This window comes from Curtobacterium sp. MCBA15_016 (assembly GCF_001865105.1).
Classification (GTDB): Bacteria; Actinomycetota; Actinomycetes; order Actinomycetales; family Microbacteriaceae; genus Curtobacterium.
On record NZ_MJGR01000014.1, the window covers coordinates 26,640 to 48,413 of the forward strand.

General features: G+C 73.5%; 17 protein-coding genes. 7 read left to right on the top strand and 10 right to left on the bottom strand.

From position 1 onward, the window contains the following. Positions 1-7: 7 nt before the first annotated feature. The 3 genes from BIV03_RS05850 to BIV03_RS05860 are packed head-to-tail and all read right to left on the bottom strand — an operon-like array spanning position 8 to position 3,030. Entirely contained in the window at positions 8-1,168 is a 1,161-nt protein-coding gene (locus BIV03_RS05850) for an Mrp/NBP35 family ATP-binding protein (RefSeq protein WP_071294987.1), read from the bottom strand. After that, the gene (locus BIV03_RS05855; RefSeq protein ID WP_070416691.1) at positions 1,161-1,658 is read right to left on the bottom strand and encodes a DUF1003 domain-containing protein; all 498 of its coding nucleotides are present in this window, start codon (positions 1,656-1,658) and stop codon (positions 1,161-1,163) included. Before BIV03_RS05855 ends, BIV03_RS05850 begins: the two co-directional genes overlap by 8 nt. Positions 1,659-1,710: 52 nt before the next feature. After that, the gene (locus BIV03_RS05860) at positions 1,711-3,030 is read right to left on the bottom strand and encodes a CBS domain-containing protein (RefSeq protein ID WP_070416690.1); all 1,320 of its coding nucleotides are present in this window, start codon (positions 3,028-3,030) and stop codon (positions 1,711-1,713) included. Positions 3,031-3,134: 104 nt separating this feature from the next. On the opposite strand from BIV03_RS05860, the gene BIV03_RS05865 reads away from it, so the two are divergent. Continuing rightward, on the top strand, positions 3,135-4,103 hold the full coding sequence (locus tag BIV03_RS05865) for a general stress protein (RefSeq protein ID WP_071294988.1): 969 nt from the start codon (positions 3,135-3,137) through the stop codon (positions 4,101-4,103). Between the two features lie 276 nt (positions 4,104-4,379). On the opposite strand, the gene BIV03_RS05870 is transcribed toward BIV03_RS05865, so the two are convergent. Next, positions 4,380-4,868 carry a GNAT family N-acetyltransferase gene (locus BIV03_RS05870; RefSeq protein ID WP_092384196.1) on the bottom strand — a complete coding sequence of 163 codons (489 nt, stop codon included), beginning with the start codon at positions 4,866-4,868 and terminating at the stop codon, positions 4,380-4,382. Between the two features lie 9 nt (positions 4,869-4,877). Further along, entirely contained in the window at positions 4,878-6,362 is a 1,485-nt protein-coding gene (locus BIV03_RS05875) for an aminopeptidase P family protein (protein WP_071294989.1), read from the bottom strand. Between the two features lie 70 nt (positions 6,363-6,432). Here BIV03_RS05875 and BIV03_RS05880 point away from each other — a divergent pair, with 70 nt between their 5' ends. Next, positions 6,433-7,305: a PHP domain-containing protein gene (locus BIV03_RS05880; RefSeq protein ID WP_083403228.1), complete on the top strand. Its 873-nt coding sequence runs from the start codon at positions 6,433-6,435 to the stop codon at positions 7,303-7,305. Between the two features lie 234 nt (positions 7,306-7,539). On the opposite strand, the gene BIV03_RS05885 is transcribed toward BIV03_RS05880, so the two are convergent. Further along, positions 7,540-9,054, bottom strand: a complete 1,515-nt coding sequence (locus BIV03_RS05885) for a DEAD/DEAH box helicase (protein WP_071294990.1) — start codon at positions 9,052-9,054, stop codon at positions 7,540-7,542. A gap of 82 nt (positions 9,055-9,136) precedes the next feature. Here BIV03_RS05885 and BIV03_RS05890 point away from each other — a divergent pair, with 82 nt between their 5' ends. Beyond that, positions 9,137-9,853, top strand: coding sequence for a ferritin-like fold-containing protein (locus tag BIV03_RS05890; RefSeq protein WP_070416686.1), 717 nt, complete (start codon positions 9,137-9,139; stop codon positions 9,851-9,853). Between the two features lie 11 nt (positions 9,854-9,864). On the opposite strand, the gene BIV03_RS05895 is transcribed toward BIV03_RS05890, so the two are convergent. Together BIV03_RS05895 and BIV03_RS05900 are read right to left on the bottom strand one after the other, a co-directional pair. After that, positions 9,865-10,161 carry a hypothetical protein gene (locus BIV03_RS05895; protein WP_071294991.1) on the bottom strand — a complete coding sequence of 99 codons (297 nt, stop codon included), beginning with the start codon at positions 10,159-10,161 and terminating at the stop codon, positions 9,865-9,867. 1 nt (position 10,162) lies between these two features. After that, on the bottom strand, positions 10,163-10,387 hold the full coding sequence (locus tag BIV03_RS05900) for a DUF3107 domain-containing protein (RefSeq protein WP_070419176.1): 225 nt from the start codon (positions 10,385-10,387) through the stop codon (positions 10,163-10,165). A gap of 84 nt (positions 10,388-10,471) precedes the next feature. Here BIV03_RS05900 and BIV03_RS05905 point away from each other — a divergent pair, with 84 nt between their 5' ends. Together BIV03_RS05905 and BIV03_RS05910 are read left to right on the top strand one after the other, a co-directional pair. Beyond that, positions 10,472-13,627 (top strand): UrvD/REP family ATP-dependent DNA helicase, encoded by a 3,156-nt coding sequence (locus tag BIV03_RS05905; RefSeq protein WP_175475736.1) that lies wholly within the window; start codon positions 10,472-10,474, stop codon positions 13,625-13,627. After that, a complete protein-coding gene (locus BIV03_RS05910) occupies positions 13,624-16,890 on the top strand; it encodes an ATP-dependent DNA helicase (protein ID WP_254790755.1) in 3,267 nt (1,088 codons plus the stop codon). Before BIV03_RS05905 ends, BIV03_RS05910 begins: the two co-directional genes overlap by 4 nt. A gap of 294 nt (positions 16,891-17,184) precedes the next feature. On the opposite strand, the gene BIV03_RS05915 is transcribed toward BIV03_RS05910, so the two are convergent. After that, complete coding sequence (locus BIV03_RS05915; RefSeq protein ID WP_071294992.1) at positions 17,185-18,183, bottom strand: phosphotransferase; 999 nt, start codon at positions 18,181-18,183, stop codon at positions 17,185-17,187. Between the two features lie 108 nt (positions 18,184-18,291). On the opposite strand from BIV03_RS05915, the gene nudC reads away from it, so the two are divergent. Both nudC and BIV03_RS05925 read left to right on the top strand, forming a co-directional pair. Then, on the top strand, positions 18,292-19,227 hold the full coding sequence (nudC, locus tag BIV03_RS05920) for an NAD(+) diphosphatase (protein ID WP_071294993.1): 936 nt from the start codon (positions 18,292-18,294) through the stop codon (positions 19,225-19,227). Next, positions 19,224-20,993 (top strand): ATP-dependent helicase, encoded by a 1,770-nt coding sequence (locus BIV03_RS05925; protein ID WP_083403230.1) that lies wholly within the window; start codon positions 19,224-19,226, stop codon positions 20,991-20,993. The genes nudC and BIV03_RS05925 overlap by 4 nt, the downstream gene beginning before the upstream one ends. On the opposite strand, the gene BIV03_RS19050 is transcribed toward BIV03_RS05925, so the two are convergent. Then, a complete protein-coding gene (locus tag BIV03_RS19050; protein ID WP_139201877.1) occupies positions 20,884-21,741 on the bottom strand; it encodes a hypothetical protein in 858 nt (285 codons plus the stop codon). The genes BIV03_RS05925 and BIV03_RS19050 overlap by 110 nt on opposite strands. Positions 21,742-21,774 lie beyond the last annotated feature (33 nt).

Here is a 21,774-nt window from a genome sequence, read left to right on the forward strand (position 1 = left end):
CCCGACCCTACGACAGCGTCAGCCCGAGCTTCCGGCCGGACAGGCCCCGTCCCATCGTGCCGATGCGGTCCGCGATCGCCGCCAGCGCCACCGCTGCGGGGTCCTCGGGATCGCCGAGCACCACCGGGACGCCGGCGTCGCCGCCCTCGCGGAGCGGCACGGACAGCGGCACGCTGCCGAGCACCGGGACGGCGGTCTCCTGGTCGCGGGAGAGCCGGCGAGCGGTCTCGGCACCACCGCCCTCGCCGAAGAGGTGCAGCACCGACCCGTCGGGCTGCACGAGGCCCGCCATGTTCTCGACGACGCCGATCACCCGCTGCCCGGTCTGACGGGCGACGATCCCGCTCCGTTCGGCCACGTCGGCAGCGGCCGCCTGGGGCGTGGTGACGACCAGGACCTCGGCGTGGGGGAGCAGCTGGCCGACCGAGATCGCCACGTCACCGGTACCGGGCGGCAGGTCGAGCAGGAGCACGTCGAGGTCGCCGAAGTACACGTCGGTGAGGAACTGCGAGACGGTGCGGTGCAGCATCGGACCGCGCCAGGACACCGCGGTCGAGACGTCGTCCACGAACATGCCGATCGAGACGACCTTCACGTCGTGCGCGACGGGCGGCAGGATCATGCTGTCGACCCGGGTCGGGCGAGGGGCCACGCCCGCGGCGTCGGTGAGCCCCATCAGCCCGGGGACGCTGAAGCCGTGCACGTCGACGTCCACGATGCCCACGCGCTGCCCGCGGGCCGCGAGGGCGGCGGCGAGGTTCACGGTGACCGTCGACTTGCCGACGCCGCCCTTGCCGCTCGTCACCGCGATCACCCGGGTGAGCGAGTCCGGGGTGAACTGCACGCCCCGGGGTCTCCCCGCGCGGAGTCGTTCGGTGAGCGCGGCACGCGTCGCCGGGGCCATCACGGACACGTCCACCGCCACGCTCGAGACGCCGTCCACGGAACCGGCGGCCGCACGCACGTCGCGCTCGATGGTGTCGGCGGCCGGGCACCCGACGATCGTGAGCTGCAGATCGACGCGCACCGCGCCTCCTGGCTGCACGTCGACACCACGGATCATGTCGAGCTCCGTGACGGGCCGGCGGATCTCGGGGTCGATCACGCGGCCGAGCGCGGCGAGGACCGCGCTGCCCAGCTGCTCGTCCGGCCGGCCGCCGTCAGCCACGGGCCGTCGTGCCGGACTCGTCGGCGAAGCCGGCGTCCTCGGCGTCGCGCCGGTCGAGTTCCTCGAGCAGCGAGCGGATCTCGGCGCGGATGAAGTCCTTCGACGCCATGTCCCGCATCGCCAGGCGGAGCGCCACGACCTCGCGGGCGAGGTACTCCGTGTCGGCGAGGTTCCGCTCGGCGCGCTGCCGGTCCTGCTCGAACTGCACACGGTCGCGGTCGTCCTGCCGGTTCTGGGCGAGCAGGATGAGCGGTGCCGCGTACGACGCCTGCAGGGACAGCACGAGCGTCAGGGCCGTGAAGCCGATCGCCGCGGAGTCGAACTGCCAGGGCTTCGGGGCGAGCGTGTTGTAGCCCATCCAGACGACGCAGAACAGGGTCAGGCCGACGAGGAACCAGGGCGTTCCCATCGCACGCGCGATGCCCTCGGTCGCGCGACCGAAGGCGTCACCGCGACCTCGGCGCCGGGTCGGCAGGACGCGGGTGCGCATGCCCTTGGGGGAGTCGAGTCGAGCATCGGTCCGCTCGCGATCGCGGCGGTTGTCATCCGTTCGGGCCACGGGTGGTCCTCCTTCCCGTCGTCACGGGCGTCCTGCGTGGGCGTTGGCGCGGAAGCGGTGAGGGTTCCCCCTCGCCCTGACTTCGCCAGTCGTCCGGCAGGACGTGGTCGAGGACATCGTCGATCGTCACCACCCCGACGAGACGGTGGGCATCGTCGACCACGGGGACGGACAGCAGGTTGTAGGTCGCCATGATGCGCGTGACCTCGGCCGCGCTCGCGTCGACGCGGACCGGGTCGGTCTGCTGGTCGATGAGCGTGCCGAGTCGTTCGTTCGGCGGGTAGCGGAGCATCCGCTGGAAGTGCACGAGGCCGAGGAACCGGCCGGTCGGCGGCTCGTACGGCGGCAGCGTCACGCAGACGGCGGCGCCGAGCACCGGCGCGAGTTCGTGGCGGCGGACGAGCGCGAGCCCCTCGGCGACGGTGGCGTCGGCGGAGACGATCACCGGCTCGGTCGTCATGAGGCCACCGGCGGTGTCTGGCTCGTACTCGAGGAGCATGCGGACGTCCTGCGCCTCTTCCGGCTCCATGAGCTGGAGGAGGGCCTCGCTGCGCTCGTCGGAGAACTGCGCGAGGACGTCGGCCGCGTCGTCCGGCTGCATGTGGTCGAGCACGTCGGCCGCACGGGAGTCGACCAGCCGGGTGAGGATCTCGATCCGCTGCTGGTCGGGCATCTCCTCGAGCACGTCGGCGAGCCGGTCGTCAGGGAGTTCCTCGGCGACCTCGAACCGCCGTTCTTCCGGCAGGTCGAGCAGCGTCGACGCCAGGTCGGCCGGCAGCAGGTCGGAGTAGGCGGCGATCACGTGTTCGGCGGACTGGGCCTCGCCGGGGAGCTCGTCCTCGGTGACCTCGTTCCAGGTCGCGAACGTCGTCGGGCCCTTGCCGAACGGGGACGGCGTGGTCTTCGGCTTGCGGAGGAAGAGCTGCGACACCTCCCAGTCGCCCTGCCCGCGGTCCTCGATCGCGACGTCCTCGATGGTGGCGCGGATGCGCTCCTTCTTGATGAGGACCTTGCGGCCGAGCATCTCCGCGATCACCCGGACCTCGCCACCGCGCTGCTCGAAGCGGCGCATGTTCACGAGGCCGGTCGTGATGACCTGCCCGGCACCGATCGAGGTGATGCGGCCGATGCTCACGAAGATCCGGCGCTTGCCCGGCACCTCGACGATGAGACCGACGACGTGCGGCGGATCGGCCCGGCGGTACACCACCAGGACGTCTCGGACGCGGCCGACGCGGTCTCCCGCGGGGTCGAAGACGGAGCACCCGGCGAGGCGGGCTACGAAGACCTTCGTGGCGCTCACCCGACCCAGCGTAGTCGGTGCGTCTGGCCGGATCCGCCGTGGCGGTCGGCGGCTTCCCTGAGAGTGCACGTGCGATTGCAAGGTGTGCGGTGAATGATGGCTGTGTGAGCAATCAGAGCCCGTTCGGCGGCCGGACCGCCCAGGCCTTCCCGACGCTGCCCAAGGGCGACGTCCTCGGCACCTACGACAGCTACCCCGACGCCCAGCGCGTGGTGGCGAAGCTCGCCGAGGCCGACTTCCCGGTCAACCAGCTCTCGATCGTCGGCAACGACCTCAAGACCGTCGAGCGCGTCACCGGCAAGATGACGTACGGCCGTGCGGCGATCGCCGGCGCGCTGTCCGGCCTCTGGCTCGGCATCTTCTTCGGCATCGTGCTGACGCTCTTCTCGCCGAGTGCCGGTGGCCTCATCCTCGCCGCCGCCATCATCGGTGCGGCGTTCGGCATGCTCTACGGCATCGTCTCGTTCGCGATCACGAAGCGGCAGCGGGACTTCACGAGCGTGCACCAGGTCCTCGCGACGAACTACCAGATCGTCGTCGAGCCGCAGCTCGTGGGCCAGGCACGTCGCATCCTCGGTGAGGCCGGGCTCGCCCCCACCACGCACTGGAACCCCGGTACGCCGGGTGCCCCGGGACCGCAGAGCGGCCCGGGGGCCGGGTTCCAGGGGCAGCCGCCGCAGCAGCCGTGGCGTCCGGGTCCCGGTTCCGGCTCCGGTGCTCCCGGGTCCGGCGGGCAGTCGGCCGGGTCCGATGGCGGGTGGGGCGCCGGTCAGCAGGGATCGCCCTACGGTGGGCACGCCACACCGCACCACCAGCCAGGAGGCGCGCAGCAGCCCGGCACGCCGCCCTCCGGCGCGCAGACGGGGACGCCGCGGTACGGCACGAACGAGGGGCCGCGCTACGGGGAGACCCCGGCGACCGCTCCCGCGCCGGCAGCGCCCGCGTCCGCACAGCAGCCGCGTGTGGAGGAGCCGCCGCGCTACGGGGAGCGGGTGACCGGGGCGACGCCGCCGGCGCCGAGCTCCGCCGAGTCCGCGGAGTCCGCGCCCCCGAAGGACGACGAGTCGCGCTGAGGCGCTGGCGGCCGCCGGGCCAGAGGGAACGGTCGGGGCGGGGCTCGGGGCCGAGGCTGGGGTCGGGGTCGCACGACGCGCCGCTCACGTCCGCCGAGGTCGCACGAACGGCCGCTCCCCGTCGCGGGGAGCGGCCGTTTCCGCGACCCCGGCGAGGGCCGTCCCGCGCGCAGGTCGTCGAGCGGGCGGGACACGCCGCGCGCGGGTCGTCGAGCGGGCGGGAACGGCCGCCGAGGTGCTGCGAGCGGGACGTACTTCGCCCGCTCGGGGCCCGGGCTAGAGGACCTTCGAGTAGCAGATCGAGGTCGGGACCCCGACGTACGGCCCGAAGTTCGCGATGCGCGTGAACCCCTCGCGCTCGTAGAACCCGATCGCACGCTTCTGCTCGTTCCCGGTCTCCAGCACGAGCGCCGGCGAACCGAGGTCGAGCGCAGCATCCTCCAACCGACGCAGCAGCGCCGCCGCGACACCGGCACCCCGGGACTCCGGCCGGACGTACATCCGCTTGATCTCGGTGATGCCGTCCTGCACGACCCGCAGCCCGCCGCAGCCGAGCGGCGTACCGTCGTCGTCCCGCGCGAGGAAGAACACCGCGATGGAGTCCGCCGTCGGCTTGTCGCCGGGTTCGGTGTCGCCGCCGTACGCACGGTCGATCTCCAGGCGCTGGGCGGCGCGGAGCCGCTGGGCGTCGGGGGAGTCGAAGTGCTCGACGTCGATCGAGAACGCGCTCTCGCTGGGGCTGGGGGAGACCTCCGGTGTCGTCACCCGCTCAGGCTAGCGGCCGGAGCGGGCGATCCACCCCTCCACTTCCGAGGGGGTCCGGGGGATGCCGACGGACAGGTTCTCGGCGCCGTCCTCGGTCACGAGGATGTCGTCCTCGATGCGGACGCCGATGCCGCGGAACTCCTCGGGCACGGTGAGGTCGTCCTGCTGGAAGTACAGGCCGGGCTCGATCGTGAAGACCATGCCGGCCTGCACGGTGCCGTCGATGTACATCTCACGCCGGGCCTTCGCGCAGTCGTGCACGTCGAGGCCGAGGTGGTGGCTCGTGCCGTGCACCATGTAGCGACGGTGGAACTGGTTGTCCTGCTGGAGCGATTCCTCGGCGCTGCCGGGCAGGAAGCCCCATTCGGCGGTCTTGCGGGCGATGACCTCCATCGCGGTGGCGTGCACCTGACGGAAGGTGATGCCGGGCTTCACGATGGCGAAGGCCGCGTCCGCCGCTTCGAGCACGGCTTCGTACACGAGGCGCTGCACGTCGGTGAAGGTGCCGCTCACCGGGAGCGTGCGGGTGATGTCAGCCGTGTAGAACGAGTCGACCTCGACCCCGGCGTCGATGAGGATCAGGTCGCCCGGCTCGACGGCGCCGTCGTTGCGGGTCCAGTGCAGGATGCAGGCGTGGTGGCCGGAGGCGGCGATCGTGTCGTAGCCCACGGTGTTGCCGTCGGCACGGGCACGGCGGTTGAACGTGCCCTCGACGATGCGCTCGCCGCGGGGGTGCGCCAGGACCGCGTCGAAGTCGGCGATGACGTCGTCGAAGCCGGCCTTGGTCGCGTTCACGGCCTTGCGGAGCTCGTTGACCTCGTACGCGTCCTTCACGAGGCGCAGCTCGGAGAGGTCACGGGCGAGGGCGTCGTCCGTCGCGGGCACGCCGTCGGCCTCGGGCGCGCCACCGACGGCGCTGCCGAGCCGGTCGTCGAGCCCACGGGTGAGGTCAGTGTCGGCGTCGCGCACGACGAGGGCCGAGGCGTCGAGTCCGGCGCGCACGGCGTCGAACGCGCCGAGGTCGGCCGTCGCGAGACCGAGGTCCGCCGCGACCTCGTCCAGCGAGGGGCGCGGGCCGACCCAGAACTCCCCGATCTCGGGGTTGGCGTAGAACTCCTCGGAGTCGCGGCCGGCGGTCGCGCGGAAGTACAGCGTGGCGTCGTGCCCGGAGCCGTTCGGCGTCATGACGAGCACGGAGCCGACGACGGTGTCGGTGCCCCAGCCGGTCAGGTGCGCGAACGCGGAGTGCGGGCGGAACGGGTAGTCGCAGTCATTCGACCGCACCTTGGCCTGGCCGGCCGGTACGACGATCGTCCGGCCCGGGTGCAGCTCGGAGAGCTTTGCGCGGCGCTCGGCAGCGAAGGCGGCCTGCTCGCGGGGGTCGGGCAGCGGACGGTCACGATCGGCCCACTGCGAGCCGATGTAGTCCTTGAACGTCGAGGATCCGGGGGTGGTGGAACGGTTGCTCGTCGCGCGGGGCGTGGTGTCGGACATGCACCCATCATCGCACCGCCCGTCGCTCCGCGGCCTGTGCGCCCGCTCACCTGTGGATAGCATTGTCGACGTGCCCGATCCGTTCATCGACCTGCACGCGCACTCGAGCGTCTCCGACGGCACCGAGCGACCCGCGGACCTCGTCCGGGCGGCAGCAGCCGCCGGACTGGACGCCGTTGCGCTGACGGACCACGACACGACCGCGGGGTGGGACGAGGCCACGGCGACCGTCCGCGACCTGCCGGTCACGCTCCTCCCGGGTCTCGAACTGAGCACCCGCGTCGGCTACCGCAGCGTGCACGTGCTCGGCTACCTGGTCGACCCCGCCGACCCGGCGCTCGTCGCCGAGACCGAACGGATCCGCGACGGACGCCTCGCGCGGGCCCGCCGGATGGTCGACCGCATCGGCCGCGACCACCCGATCACCTGGGACGACGTGCTCGCGCAGTCCCGCGACGGGGCCACGATCGGCCGCCCGCACATCGCCGACGCCCTCGTCGCCCGCGGGCTCGAGGCCGACCGCAGCGCGGCGTTCCGGGGGATCCTGCACCCGGCGTCCGGGTACTACGAGCCGCACGAGGCGCCGTCCCCGCTCCGGGGCGTCGAGCTCATCCGACAGGCCGGCGGCGTCCCCGTCATCGCCCATCCCGCCGCGTCGTCGCGGGGGATCGTGATCGACGAGCCGATGCTCCGCGAACTGGTCGAGGCCGGGCTCGGTGGGCTCGAGGTCGACCACCGCGAGAACCTCGCGCACGGCAAGCGCACCCTGCTCGACTGGGCGACGCGGTACGGCCTGTTCGTCACCGGGTCGAGCGACTACCACGGCACGGGCAAGCCGAACCGGCTGGGCGAGCACCGCACGGCGTTGGCAGCCTTCGACGCCATCCGCTCCGAGGCGACCGGCAGCGCGCCCGTCGTCGGCGCGGGCTCCCGCCTGGCCTGAGAGCGGCCGACCGGGCGTCAACGACGTCAAGTCAACGACGTCAAAGCGACAGTCTTCGCGCTGGTTGCTCCGACCGGGCCGCCAAAGCGACGGGATGCCGCGGAACGTTCGCGGGAGTCTGTCGCTTGTGCGGCAGGCGACTCCGGCCCGGCGCGGCCCCCGCCCGGCGCGGCCCGCACACGACGAAGGGCCCGTCGCGTCGGCGACGGACCCTTCGGTGACGGCCTGGAGGCGCTACTCGCCGTCCGACGACCCCTGCGGCGCCGAGGCGGTCGCCTCGGACGAGCCGCTGCCGCTCCCGCGGCGGCGACGCCGACGACGACGCTTCGCGGCGCCGTCGGTCGAACCGTCGGCCGGTGCGCCCTCGGCACCACCGGACTGGGCCGGGGACTCGGCGTCCGCAGGCTGCGAGGCGGACCGTGCCGCGCCTCCCGAGCCGTTGCCGGAACCGGATGCCGAACCCGAGCCGGACCGCGTCCGGGTGCGGGGCGGACGCGAGCCGCTGCGCGGACGGTCGCCCGACTGCTTCTCGGCGGGGCCGCCGGCCGATGCCGCGTGCGCCGAAGCGCCGGGCAGACGGCCCTTGGTGCCGGCCGGGATGTCGAGTTCCTCGAACAGGTGCGGCGACGACGAGTAGGTCTCGACGGGCTCGGGGATGCCGAACTCGAGCGCCTTGTCGATCAGCGTCCACTTGTGCAGGTCGTCCCAGTCGACGAACGTGACCGCGATGCCGGTCTTGCCCGCACGGCCGGTGCGCCCGGCACGGTGCAGGTAGGTGTCCGGGTCGTCCGGGATGGTGTGGTTGATCACGTGCGTGACGTCGTCCACGTCGATGCCGCGGGCCGCGACGTCGGTGGCGATCAGCACGTCACGCTTGCCGGCCTTGAAGGCGGCCATGGCACGCTCGCGCTGCTCCTGGTTGAGGTCGCCGTGCACCGCTGCGGCGTTGAACCCGCGGTCCTTGAGCTCCTCGACGAGCTTCGCGGCGGCGCGCTTCGTGCGGGTGAAGATCACGGTCTTGCCTCGCCCCTCGGCCTGCAGGATGCGGGCGATGACCTCGTCCTTGTCGAGCGAGTGCGCGCGGTAGATGAGGTGCTTGATGTTCGCCTGCATCAGACCCTCGTCGGGGTCGGTCGCGCGGATGTGCACCGGGCGGCTCATGAAGCGGCGGGCGAGCGCCACGATCGGCGCGGGCATCGTCGCCGAGAACAGCATCGTGTGCCGCACCTCGGGGATGGCCTGGAAGATGCGCTCGATGTCCGACAGGAACCCGAGGTCGAGCATGCGGTCGGCCTCGTCGAGGACGACCTCCTGCACGTGCGACAGGTCGAGCAGGCGCTGGCGCTGCAGGTCGATCAGGCGCCCGGGGGTGCCGACGACGATCTGGGCGCCGGCCTTGAGCTGCTCGATCTGCCCCTCGTAGGCCTTGCCGCCGTAGATCGCCGCGATGGTCGTCGGGCGGTTCGAGGTGGCGAGCTCGAGGTCCTCGGTCACCTGGACCGCGAGTTCGCGGGTCGGCACGACGACGAGGGCCTTGACGCCGGGCGCCGGGTCGGCTCCGAGGCGCTGGATGAGGGGGAGGCCGAAGCCGAAGGTCTTGCCCGTACCCGTCTTGGCCTGGCCGATGATGTCCTGGCCGGTGAGGGCGAGCGGGATCGTCTGCTGCTGGATCGGGAAGGGCTCGAGGATGCCCTTCGTCGCGAGCGCGTCGACGATGTCCTGCTCGATGGAGAGGTCTGCGAAAGTCAAAGAATCACCTTAGTTCTGGTGGAAGTCCCGACCAGTCTACCGGCGGGTCGGGCTCGGTTCTCCAGGCCCCTATGCTGGAGCCGTGGTGTCGTGGTGGAACCGGAAGCGCGCGGCGGAGCTCGCGTCCGCGTGGCTCGCGTCGCGGAACCCGCGGAACGCCTCGCCCGTGGAACGTCTGCAGCTCGACGACGTCAGCCCCGAGCTGGACGTCTACCTGGGCCAGGCGGCGTACCTCGAACTCTCGCTCTACGAGACGATGGGCCGCGCCGGGGCCGGTGCGCCGACCCTGTCCGGCCGGCTCGTCACGGGCGTGCTCGCGACGACGGCGCTCGAGCGGCACCGCGCCATCGTCGCCGAGATCGAACGGACCGGCGGTGACCCGGCTGCGCTGATGGCCCCCCACCGCGAGGCGATCGACCTGTTCCTCGAGCGCACGAGCGGCGCGGACTGGTACGAGTCGATGCTCACGGGCTACGTCACCGCGGGGATCCTCAACGACCTGTTCGGCTCGCTGCTCCGGTCGCTCCCGGCCGAGGTCCGGCAGCGCCTGAAGACCGTGTTCGACGCGCGTGAGGAAGCCGCCGTCGTCGAGGAGCTCACCGAACGCATCGCCGAGGACCCGCAGGTCGGGTCGCGACTGGCGATGTGGGGGCGGCGGCTCGTCGGGGACACGTTGCTCGTGGCCCGGTCGGCGCTCGCATCGCACGCGCGTGAGGACCAGGAACGGCTCGAGCCGGTCTGGACCGAGCTCATCGCTGCGCACACGCGGCGCATGGACGCGCTCGGCCTGACGGCCTGACGGCCCCCGGGTCAGGCGCCGGAGGCCTTGACGCGCTCGTAGTACGCCGCGTCGGCAGCCGCACGGCGCTTGCCGAGGACCCACTCAGCGACGAGGGCGACCACACCGGCACCGACCAGGGCGACGACCCAGATCCAGGTCGCGTCGTACTGCCAGCCGGCCCAGGTCAGGGCCTCCCACAGCACCGCGGCGACGATGCCGCCGACCGCGGGGCCGAGCAGGGAGCCACGGCTCGACCGCCACGGCAGGACCACGTGCGCGACGGCCCCGAGGATCAGCCCGCCGAGGACCGCGAAGAGCAGCTCCACGTCAGGCGACGAAACCGATGCGACGGGACTCCTCCGCGCCGACCTCGACGTAGGCGAGGGACGCGACGGGGACGATGAACCGACGGCCCTTGTCGTCCTGCAGCGAGAGGTGCGTCGCCTTGTCGTCGAGCGCGGCCGCGACGGCCTTCTCGATCTCGTCGGCGGTCTGGGCGGTCTCGAACGCGATCTCGCGCGGGCTGTTGGTGATGCCGATCTTGATGTCCACGAGCACAGCGTATCCGAGCGGCCCCGACGGCCATCGGGCGTTCGCCGCAGGCGCACTGTCGGTCGCTGCGGTTACCGTACGAGGGTGCCCCAGACGACGCTCACGCCCGCACCCGAGGCCACGGGCGTCGCGCGGGCGTTGGCGTCCGACCCGTCGCAGGCCGCCGTGCTCGCGCTGCCGGACGGCCGGCACGCCGCGGTCATCGGCGCACCGGGCACCGGCAAGACGACCACGCTGTCGCGGCTGGTGGCAGCACGGCTCACGCGCGACGACGCGATCTCGCCCGACGGTCACACCACCGTCCTCGCCCTGACGAGCGCCCGCACGGCCGCGACCGCGCTCCGCGACCGACTCGCCGCCTCGGTCGACCGGGTGATGCCGGGTGCACTCGCACGGACGGTGAACTCGCTGGCCTTCCAGCTCGTCGCGCACGCCGCGGCCGTCCAGGGCCTCGAGACCCCGACCCTGCTGACCGGTGGCGAGCAGGACCGCATCATCGCCGACCTGCTCGACGGGCACGAGACCGACGGCACGGGTCCGGACTGGCCGGCACCGATCACCGCCGTCGTCCGCGAACGCGCCGGTTTCCGCACCGCCCTGCGCGACGTCATGATGCGGGCGGTCGCCGCGGGCGTGGAACCCGAGGACATGCGCGAACTCGGGGACGACACCGGGCGTCCGGAGTGGCGGGCCGTCGGGGACTTCGTCGACGAGTACCGCGCCGCCGTGACCTCGTTCCGGGCCACCAGCCTCGACGCCGCCGAACTCGTCGCCTACGCCACGGCCGCCGTCCTGCGGGGGCAGGTCCCGGCGAGCGTCGCCGCGCTGCGCCTCGTCGTGGTCGACGACACGCAGGAGCTCGTCGAGGGGGAGATCGCGCTGCTCGGGGCGCTCGCCCGCTCCGGCGTGCAGATCGTCGCCTTCGGTGACCCCGACATCGCCGCGTCGGCGTTCCGCGGGGCCGAGCCCGACGTGCTCGGCCGCCTGGCCTCCCGGCTCGGTGTGGACCGCGTCGACGAGCTGGTCCTCGGCACGGTGCACCGGCACGCGGCACCCGTCCGCGCCCTCGTCTCCGGCATCACGGCGCGCATCGGTGCCGCCGCGGCCGGACGGCAGCGCACCGCCGTGGCGACCACGGCGGACGCCCGCCCCGATGCCGTCGTGCACCTCGAGGGCGCGAGCCGTGCCGCGCTCGTCGTCGCGATCGCCCGGCGGCTCCGCGAACACCGGCTGCTCGACGGCGTCCCGTGGCACCGGATGGCCGTCGTCACCCGCAGCGGTGCCGCGATCCCCGAGCTCGTCCGCGCGCTCTCCGTGGCCGAGGTCCCCGCGACCGCCGGGGCCGCGCCCGTCCGACCCCGCGACGACACCGCGGCGCGGTCCCTGCTCGACGCCTCGGCCGTCGCGCTCGGGGTCCTCCCGCTCGACCCGGTGCTCGCCACGTCCTTCGCGACCGGGCCGCTCGGCGGGCTTGACACCCTGGCGATGCGGCGACTCCGCCTCGCGCTGCGGCGGGAAGAACTGGCCGGTGGCGGTACCCGCACGGCCGACGAACTCCTCGTGGACGCCCTCGGGGCGCCCGAGCGCCTGGCGACCGTCGACGCCGGGTTCGCCCGACGCGCGACGCGGCTCGCACGGAGCCTGGTGCAGGCGCACCAGGACGCCGAGTCCGGTGCGAGCATCGAGGAGATCCTCTGGGGCCTCTGGGAACGGAGCGGGCTCGCCGGCGCCTGGGGCGGCCAGTCGGCTGCCGGCGGGGTCGGTGCGGCCGAGGCCGACCGGCACCTCGACGCCGTGGTCGGGCTGTTCACCGCGGCGAAGCGGTTCGTCGAGCGGACGCCGGACGCCCCCGCGCGGGTGTTCGTCGACGACCTGCTCGGCGCCGACCTGCCCGAGGACTCGATCGGCCCCGACCGCACCGCCGGCCGGGTCCGCGTGCTCACCCCCTCGGCCACGATCGGGCTCGAGTGCGACGTCGTCGTGGTGCTCGGGCTGCAGGACGGCGTCTGGCCGAACACCCGGGTACGGGGCAGCCTGCTCGACCCCGACGGCCTGGTCCGTGCCGCCGCGGGGATCGACCACGAGACCATCGACGACCGCGCCGCCGTGATCGCCGACGAACTCCGCCTGTTCGCCCGTGCGGTGTCCCGCGCCACCACCCAGGTGATCATCGGGACGGTGGCGAACGACGACGAGTCGCCCTCGCCGTTCGTCCGCCTCGTGCCCGTGCCGCCCGACCGGCAGCCGACCGTGCACCCGCTGTCCCTGCGCGGCCTCGCCGGGTCGCTCCGTCGGCGCGTGGTGGCCTCGGGCGACCACGAGGCCGCGTCCGCGCTCGCACGCCTGGCCGAGGCCGAGGTCCCCGGCGCCGCTCCGGACGACTGGTACGGGCTCGCCGAGCCCTCGACCGACGACCCGCTCGTCGACCTCGACGCCGAGCCGGCACCCGAGCACGAGGGCGGCGAGCCCGTGCCCCCGACCGTGTCGGTCTCGCCCTCCCGCATCGGCACCTTCGAGGAGTGCCCCGTGCACTGGTTCGTGCAGACCTTCGGCGGCAGCGCCCCGAGCCCCGCGATGGGCATCGGGACGATCGTGCACGAGACCATGGAGCACGCCACCGCCGTCGACGTGGAGTCCCTGTGGCAGCACGTCGAGGGCCGGTGGGACGAGCTGACGTTCGAGTCGCCGTGGATCGCCGATCGCGAACGCGCCCGCACCCGTCGCATGATCGAGGGACTGAGCGACTACCTCCGCACCTTCGCGAGCGCCGGACGCCGACTGCTCGGCGCCGAGACCTCGTTCGCGCTCGTCACCGGGCCGGCACGGATGCGCGGCAGCATCGACCGGATCGAGGTCGACCCGGACGGCCGTGTCAGCGTCGTCGACCTCAAGACCGGGCGCTCGATGCCGAGCGAGAAGAACGACATGCCCGAACACCCCCAGCTCGGCGCGTACCAGCTCGCGGTCGAGGACGGCGCGGTCGAGGGGGTCCCCGCCGGCTCGGCGATGGCCGATGCCCGGCTCGTGTTCGTGCAGAACGCCCGCAGCGGCCGTGCCTACTCCGAGCGGACGCAGCAGGCGTTCGACGACGAGGCGCGTGAGGCCTACCGCCAGCGGCTGCACACCGTGGCGACGGGCATGGCCGGACGGACCTTCCTGGCGAACGTCGACGACCACTGCGAGAAGGCCCGGACCGGCGTCGAGTGCCGGATCCACGTCGTGGGTGAGGTGACCTGGTGAACGAGGAACAGCTGCTCGGCCCCGACGGTGCCCGCACCGCCGGCCCCGAGCGCGTCGAGCCGCCCCGGCACGACGCCGACGCGATCGCCGACGCCCTCGGACGCCCGCGCCCCACGGCGCAGCAGCGCGCCGTCATCGAGTCCCCGCTCACTCCGGCGCTCGTCGTCGCGGGAGCCGGCAGCGGGAAGACCGAGACGATGGCGTCGCGGGTCGTCTGGCTGCTCGCGAACGGGATGGTCCGCCCCGACGGCATCCTCGGCCTGACCTTCACCCGCAAGGCCGCCGGCGAGCTGTCGGTCCGCATCAACGACCGCATCCGCGCGCTCGAGGACGTCGGGCTGCTCGAGGCCGGTGACGCGTTCGAAGCGCCGACGGTGTCCACCTACAACGCGTTCGCCAACTCGGTCTTCCGCGAGAACGCCCTGCTCGTCGGCCGCGACGGCGAGTCCCAGGTGCTCACCGAACCGTCCGCCTGGCAGCTCGCGCGCCGGGTCGTCGTCGCGGCGCGGGACGACCGGCTGGCCGGGCTCGACCGCGACGTCGACACCGTGACCGCCGCGGTCGTCTCGCTCGCCGGCGCGGTGTCCGAGCACCTCGTCGAACCGGAGCGGTTGCGTCGGTTCGCGATCGAGTTCGCCGAGCTGCTCCAGCTGCCGGGGAACGCCCGCGGTGGCGCGTACAAGGCGATCACCGACGCCGTCGCCGCGATCGGTGCCCTCGAACCCCTCGTCGACCTGGTGGAGGAGTTCCGTCGGCAGAAGGTGGACCGCGGGTTCGTGGAGTTCTCCGACCAGATCGCCCTCGCCCTCGCCGCGGCCGAGTCGGCACCGCGCGTCGTCACCGACCTCGGGCAGCGGTACGGCGTGGTGCTCCTCGACGAGTACCAGGACACCTCGGTCGTGCAGACGCGGTTCCTCGCCCGGCTCTTCCGTGGGCACCCGGTGATGGCGGTCGGTGATCCCCACCAGTCGATCTACGGGTTCCGCGGGGCGAGTGCCGCCAACCTCGCCCGGTTCCCGCGCGACTTCGGTGGGACGTCCGACGACGGCGCCGCACGCCCCGTCACCTTCGCGCTCTCCACCAGCTGGCGGAACCCGGTCGACGTCCTCGCCGGCGCCAACGCCGTCGTCGCGCCCCTGTCCGAGGCGTCCGAGGTCGACGTCGAGCGCCTCGTCCCCCGACCCGGGGCGGACGCCGGGACGGTCCACGCCGTGTTCCCGGAGACGCTCCCGGACGAGGCCGCCGCCGTGGCGGAGTGGTTCGCCGCGCGCCGCGCCTCTGACCCGACGGGGTCGATGGCGCTCCTGCTGCGCTCGCGGAAGGACCTCGCCGCGTTCACCGCCGCCCTCGGCGACCGTCGCGTGCCGTTCCACGTGCTCGGCACCGGCGGACTCCTGCAGCGGCCGGAGATCGTCGACCTCGTCGCGTGCCTCCGCGTGCTGCACGACCCCGCCGCCGGCAATGACCTCATCCGGCTGCTCGCCGGCGCCCGGTGGCGGATCGGCGCCGCGGACATCGCCGCCCTGCACGCCCTGGCCCGCTGGCTGTTCGGCCGCGACCACACCCAGCAGCGACTCGACGACGACGTCACCGCAGCCTTCCGGGCATCGGTCGCCGCGGGGGAGCACGGCTCGATCGTCGACGCCCTCGACTTCGTCGCCACCGCCCCGGACGAGCACGGCGCGCTCGCCGACATCAGCGAGACCGGACGCCTCCGGATGCGCGACCTCGGCCGCCAGCTCCAGGCGCTCCGGTCCCGGGCCAGTGGCGACCTCGTCGACTTCGTCACACTCGTCGTGCAGGAGATGCGGCTCGACATCGAGGTCGCCGCGCACGAGCAGGGGAGCGGGGCGTTCCTCGACGCCTTCATCGACGAGCTCGCGGGCTTCGTGACGACTGACGACCGGGCCGACCTCGGTGCGTTCCTCGGCTGGATCGACGCCGCTGCCCGTCGTGACGACATGGGTCCCCGCTCCGAGGAGCCCGAGGCCGGCACCGTGCAGATCCTGACGATCCACGGGTCGAAGGGCCTCGAGTGGGACGCCGTGGCGGTTCCCCGACTGGTCGAGGGTGCGCTCCCGGCCCGCCCGCTGGAGGGCTCTTCCGGGTGGATCGGCTTCGGTCGGCTGCCGTACGAGTTCCGGGGCGACGCCGACGAGCTCCCGCGGCTGGACTGGCGCGGGCACGACACGCAGAAGGACGTCACGCTCGCGATCGACGCCTACAAGGAACAGGTGAAGGCCCGCAACGAGGACGAGGAGCGTCGCCTCACCTACGTCGCGCTCACCCGGGCGAAGCACGACCTGCTCGTCTCCGGCTCGTTCTGGGCGGGCGGGGTCCGACCCACCGAGCCGAGTCGGTACCTGCGGGACCTCGTCGACGCCGGTGTCGTGGACGCCGCCGCCGTCCCCGAGACGACCGAGCACGAGGAGAACCCCCTCGGTGACGCCGGGGCCACGCAGTCCTGGCCGCACGTGCCGTTCGGGCAGCGCGCCGCCCGGGTGGTCGCCGCCGCCGACCGCGTGCGGAACGCCAACCCCGGGGCGGCCGGTCGGTTCAGCGCCGACATCGACCTGCTGCTCGCCGAGCGCGCCGCGAACCGGTCGGCCCGGCACCGGGTGGTCGTCCCGCACCGCGTCCCGGCGTCCGGGTTCAAGGACTACCTGGCCGAACCGGACGCCGTGGCCGAGCGGCTGCGGCGCCCGATGCCCGAGCGGCCCTACCGCGCGACCCGCCTCGGCACGCTCTTCCACCAGTGGGTCGAGCAGCGTGCCCGCAGCGGCGGTTCGCTCGAGACGCTCGACGCCTGGCCGGACGAACTCGACCTCGACCCGGACGACGTGGTCGACGCCTCGGCGAACGTCGCGGTCACCGACGACGACGCCCGGCGGCTCGCCGACTTCCAGGCGACCTTCGCCCGGTCGCGGTGGGCGGAGCTGACACCGATCGAGGTCGAACGGGAGATCCACATCCCGTTCCTCGGCCACAGCGTCGTCTGCAAGCTCGATGCGGTGTACGAGATCGACGGCCGGGCCGAGGTCGTCGACTGGAAGACCGGCAAGGCCCCGTCGGGCGACGACGACCTGGCGAAGCGGCAGTTGCAGCTCGCGCTGTACCGGGTCGCCTACGCGGAGTTCACCGGGCGCCCGATCGACGAGGTCGACGCGGTGTTCTACTTCGTGGCCGACGACCTCGAGGTCCGGCCGCGCGAACTCCTCGACCGCGCCGGACTCGAGCGCGCCTGGCGGGACGCGATCGGCTGACGCCGGCCGGCGCCGGCCAGCCGCGCTGACGCCGGCACGGCGCCGGCTCGGCGCCGGCCGGCCGCGCTGACGCGGGCCCGCAGGTCGAACCACGAATCCGACGTCGAACCACGCGCGGACGCTGGTTCCGTGTCGGAATCGTGGTTCGATCCGGACCGGTGGCACGGAGGACCGCCGGCAACGGGGCGGGGACGAGCCGCGCCTCCAGGGCCGTCACGCGTCAGCCGCGCCGAAGCGCGTCAGCCGTGCCGACACGCGGCAGCCGCGCCGATGCGTCAGCTGCGCCGGAGTGCGTCAGCCGTGCCGACGCTCGGTCGACGACAGCAGCTGCTCGACCTCGCCGATCTCCATCGTCTCCGGCGAGACCGACTGCAGCGGTGCCGCGCTCGGCGTCTGGACCGCGTCCACCAGCCGGTGCATCATCGCGACCGCGTCGTCGACGACCTCGGTGCTCTTCACCTGCACGCCGTGCAGCAGCCACTGCGCGGTCTCGAGCTCGTGGTGCACCCGCGCGCGCTGCGCGAGCTGCCGGTCCCGGCCGCCGCCGTTCGCCTCGTACGCGCTGAGGACGGTGTCGAACGCGTCCTTGCGGCCGGCGAGCACCCATGCGAGGTCCTTCGCCGGGTCGCCGAGCCGCAGCTCGCCCCAGTCGATGACGCCGGAGACGTCGTCGCCGGAGACCAGGATCGTCTCGGTGCCGAGCGATCCGTGCACGACGGTGGGCGTGAACTGCCAGAGCTGCTGGTCGCGCGCCGCGCCCTCCCACCGCTCCTTGAGCGCCGCCGGGACGAGCTTCGTGGCGACCGCGCGGTCCATCACGGAGACGGCGGAGCGCAGGACCTCGAACGGGGTGAGGGACGGCAGACCGGCGTCGGTGACGAAGCTCGTCGGCAGCTGGTGGATCGCGGCGATCGCCCGGCCGACGCTGGTCGCGAGCTCCGGTCGTTCGACGAGGGCCTGCAGCTTCGGGTGCGTCCCGGGCAGGTACGAGGTGACGATGGCGCGGGTCGAGCCGATCGGCGCCTGTCCGCGGTACTCGGCGACGCCGAACGGGAGGCGCGTGCGGATCCCGGCGCTGAGCGCCCGGATCGCGACGAGGTCGGCGGACTGTCGGGCCTCGGCCCGCTGGTTGCGTGGGCGGCGGATCGCGGACCAGGCGCCGTCGGCGTCGCGGAGGACGGCCGACTCGTAGTCCCCGGACGCGGCCGAGCCGAGCGTGCGCGCGCCCGTGACGACGAGGCCTGAGACGGCCGTGGTCGCCAACGCGGCTAGAGTGAACTGGGATCCCGCCATGCCCCTCAGGGTAGGTCCGCAGCCGGTGGTCGAGCGTGCGCCACGCTGGCCCGCGGCAGCCCGGGCTCCCGCACCGCCGACCCGATCCGACCCGAGGAGCCCCCTGCCGTGACCGTCGAGTTCGCCGCGAGGCTGCCCCTCTCCCGCAACGACCTCGACCGCGACGCGGAGTTCCGCACGACGGACGACCTCGACCGGGTGCTGCGGGACGACCCGTCGACCCGGTACCTGCCCGTCCGCGGCTCCGAGATGCTGCGGAACGCCGACGGCACCCTCCGCTTCGTCTCCGCCGATGCCGTGCCGGTCGACGCGGTGACGCTGTACCTCGGTCGCGCCGTGTCCGACGCCCCCGATGCGCCCGCCGGCACCCGGTTCGTCGCCGCGTTCCTCGACGCCGAGACCGCTGCCCGGATCGAACCGGCCGACGACGCGTGGGAGAGCCTGCGGATGTTCGGGACCGAGCTGTCGCCGCGCGACCAGGGCCTCGCGGTCGAGGCCGTGGCGATGGCGAACTGGCACGCCGTGCACGGCTTCTCGCCCCGCACCGGGTCCGCGACCGACGTGGTCACCGGCGGCTGGGTGCGTCGCGATCCCGAGGGACACGAGCACTTCCCGCGCACCGACGCGGCGATCATCGTCGGGGTCACCGACGCCGACGACCGGATCCTGCTGGGGTCGAACGCGGCGTGGGACGCGGACCGGTACTCGCTGCTCGCGGGCTTCGTCGAGCCGGGGGAGTCGCTCGAGGACGCCGTCCGGCGCGAGGTCTGGGAGGAGTCCGGCGTCCGCGTCGAGGAACCCGAGTACCTCGGCTCGCAGCCGTGGCCGTTCCCGGCGTCGCTCATGCTCGGCTTCCGCGCCCGTGCGGTGGACGGGGACCCGACGACGGCCCGGCCGGACGGCGTGGAGATCCTCGACGTCCGGTGGTTCTCGCGCGACGAGATCCGGGAGCGTGCGGGCGACACCCTGCTCTTGCCGGGGAAGACGTCGATCGCCCGCGCCATCATCGAAGAGTGGTACGGCGGGCCGCTGGACCTGCCGTGAGCAGCGCCGCCGCCGGGGCCGGGGCCGGGGCCGAGCCGCTCCGACCGCCGTCGCCGGACGAGCTCCTCGCCGCCCTCGACGCCGAACAGCGCACCGTCGCCCGGACCCTGCTCGGTCCCGTGGCCGTCCTCGCCGGCGCCGGCACCGGCAAGACCCGCGCCATCACGCACCGCATCGCGTACGGCGTCGCCACCGGCACCTACGCGCCGAACCACGTCCTCGCCCTGACCTTCACCACCCGGGCGGCCGGCGAACTGCGGTCGCGGCTGCGCTCCCTCGGGGCGGGCACGGTGCAGGCCCGCACGTTCCACGCCGCGGCGATGGCGCAGCTCAGCTACTTCTGGCCGGACACCGTCGGCGGCCACGCCCCGAAGATCGTCGAGTCCAAGGGCCGGATGATCGCGCACGCGGCGGACACGGTCGGCCTGCGGGTGGACACCCCGACGCTCCGCGACCTGGCCGGCGAGGTCGAGTGGCGGAAGGTCCAGATGCTCTCGTACGACGAGTACGAGGCCGCGGCGGCCGAACGGGTCATGCCGCGTGACACCCCGCCGCGCCGGGTCCTCGACCTCATGCGCGCGTACGAGCAGCTCAAGGACGACCGGCGGCAGCTCGACTTCGAGGACGTCCTGCTCGCGACGCTCGGCATGGTGGAGTCCGAACCCCGGGTGGCGTCGTACGTCCGGCAGCAGTACCGCTTCTTCGTCGTGGACGAGTACCAGGACGTCTCGCCCGTGCAGCACGACCTGCTGCGCGCGTGGCTCGGCGGCCGGGACGACGTCTGCGTCGTCGGCGACGCCAGCCAGACGATCTACTCGTTCGCGGGGGCGTCGAGTCGCTACCTGCTCGGCTTCGGCTCGGAGTTCCCCCGCGGATCCGTGCTGCGGCTCGAGCGGAACTACCGCTCCACGCGCGAGGTGGTGCACGCAGCGAACGCACTCATGCGCGGCCAACCGGGCGCCCTCGACCTCGTCGCGCAGCGCACGGAGCCCGGACCACGGCCCGAGGTGGTGGCGTGCGTGCACGACGGCGACGAGGCGCAGACGGTCGCCCGGACCATCGCGTCGCTGGTCGCCGACCCGGCCTCGGGCGCGTCCTACGGGGACGTCGCGGTGCTCTACCGGCTCGGTGCCCAGGCCGCCGCGGTCGAGTCGGCGCTCGGACGCGCGGGCATCCCGTTCCGGGTCCAGGGCGGCACGCGCTTCTTCGACCGCCCCGAGGTGAAGCTCGCGGTGCACCACATGCGGGGCGAGGCCGTCCGGCAGACCGACGACGAGCTCACCCGGCGGGTCGGCCTCGTGCTGCAGGTGAGCGGGTGGACGCCGACGCCACCGGAGGGCACCGGCGCCGTGCGCGAGCAGTGGGAAGCGCTGCAGGCGATCATGGGCCTCGCCGAGGACGCGCCGGCTGGCACGACGATGCAGCAGTTCACGCAGGACCTGGTGGACCGTGCCGCGACGCACCACGAGCCGGAGCTGGACGCCGTGACCCTCGCCACGCTGCACTCGTCCAAGGGTCTGGAGTGGCCGCACGTCCTGGTGATCGGTGCGGCCGAGGGGCTGCTCCCGATCTCCTACGCCACCACCGACGCCGAGATCGACGAGGAACGCCGGCTCTTCTACGTCGGGCTGACCCGTGCCCGCCGGTCGGTGACGGTCACGTGGTCGCGACAGGGTTCCACGCGTGGGGGAGCCCGGGTGGCGAGTCGGTTCCTGGCAGCGCTCGGCACGAACAGCGCGGATGGAACGTCACCTGGAGCCGACTGACCGACAGGTCGTCGCGCTCGAAGACCAGCTGGTCCGGACCGGGGTGCTGGGTGCGTGAGGGCAGCCGTTCGAGGAGCATCCGGGTCGCCGCCGCCGCGACCGCCGCGATCCGGTAGGGCGAGAGCGGTGCCGCGGGGCGGCCCCACACCTGCGCCGCGATGGCCGGCCAGCACGGGTCGTCGTCGACGTGCGCGTACTCGACGCACTGGAGGCACGGCCCGGCACCCGGGACGACGAACGGCCCGAGGCGCACGCGTCCGTCCCCGACGACGACCGGCAGGTGCGCGGTGCCCCGCCGGGTCCAGGCCGCGCGGACCGCCGGGTCGACGACGTGGTCGGCAACCACCACGGCGAGCTGGGGATCCGGGTCGGGGACGGTCACCGGTCCGCCCCGCGGCGCCGTCGTGCGTGCGACCGTGACGCCCTCGCCCGAGAGCAGTTCGGCGACCGCGTCCGGCAGGGTCCCGGTGCCGTGCACCTCGACCCGGGCCAGCGGTTCCGGCAGGACGTCGACGACCGCGGGCGAGGCGTCCCCGAGGACGCGCGCGGCGAGACCGGGCGGACACCCGCTCGCCGCGGCGACCCCGGAGAGCGCGTCACGGCCGGTCTCGCGACGGAGTGCGCACAGGAACCGTTCCTCGGCCGTGCTCGGGACCGGTACGACGGCGCGCGGCGGATCGACCCCGAGCTGGACGGTGGTCGGGTCGCGCCAGACGAACTCGAGGGTCGGATCGATGCGGATGCCCATGCCCCCACGCTGGCGGACGTGACGCCCGCGCGG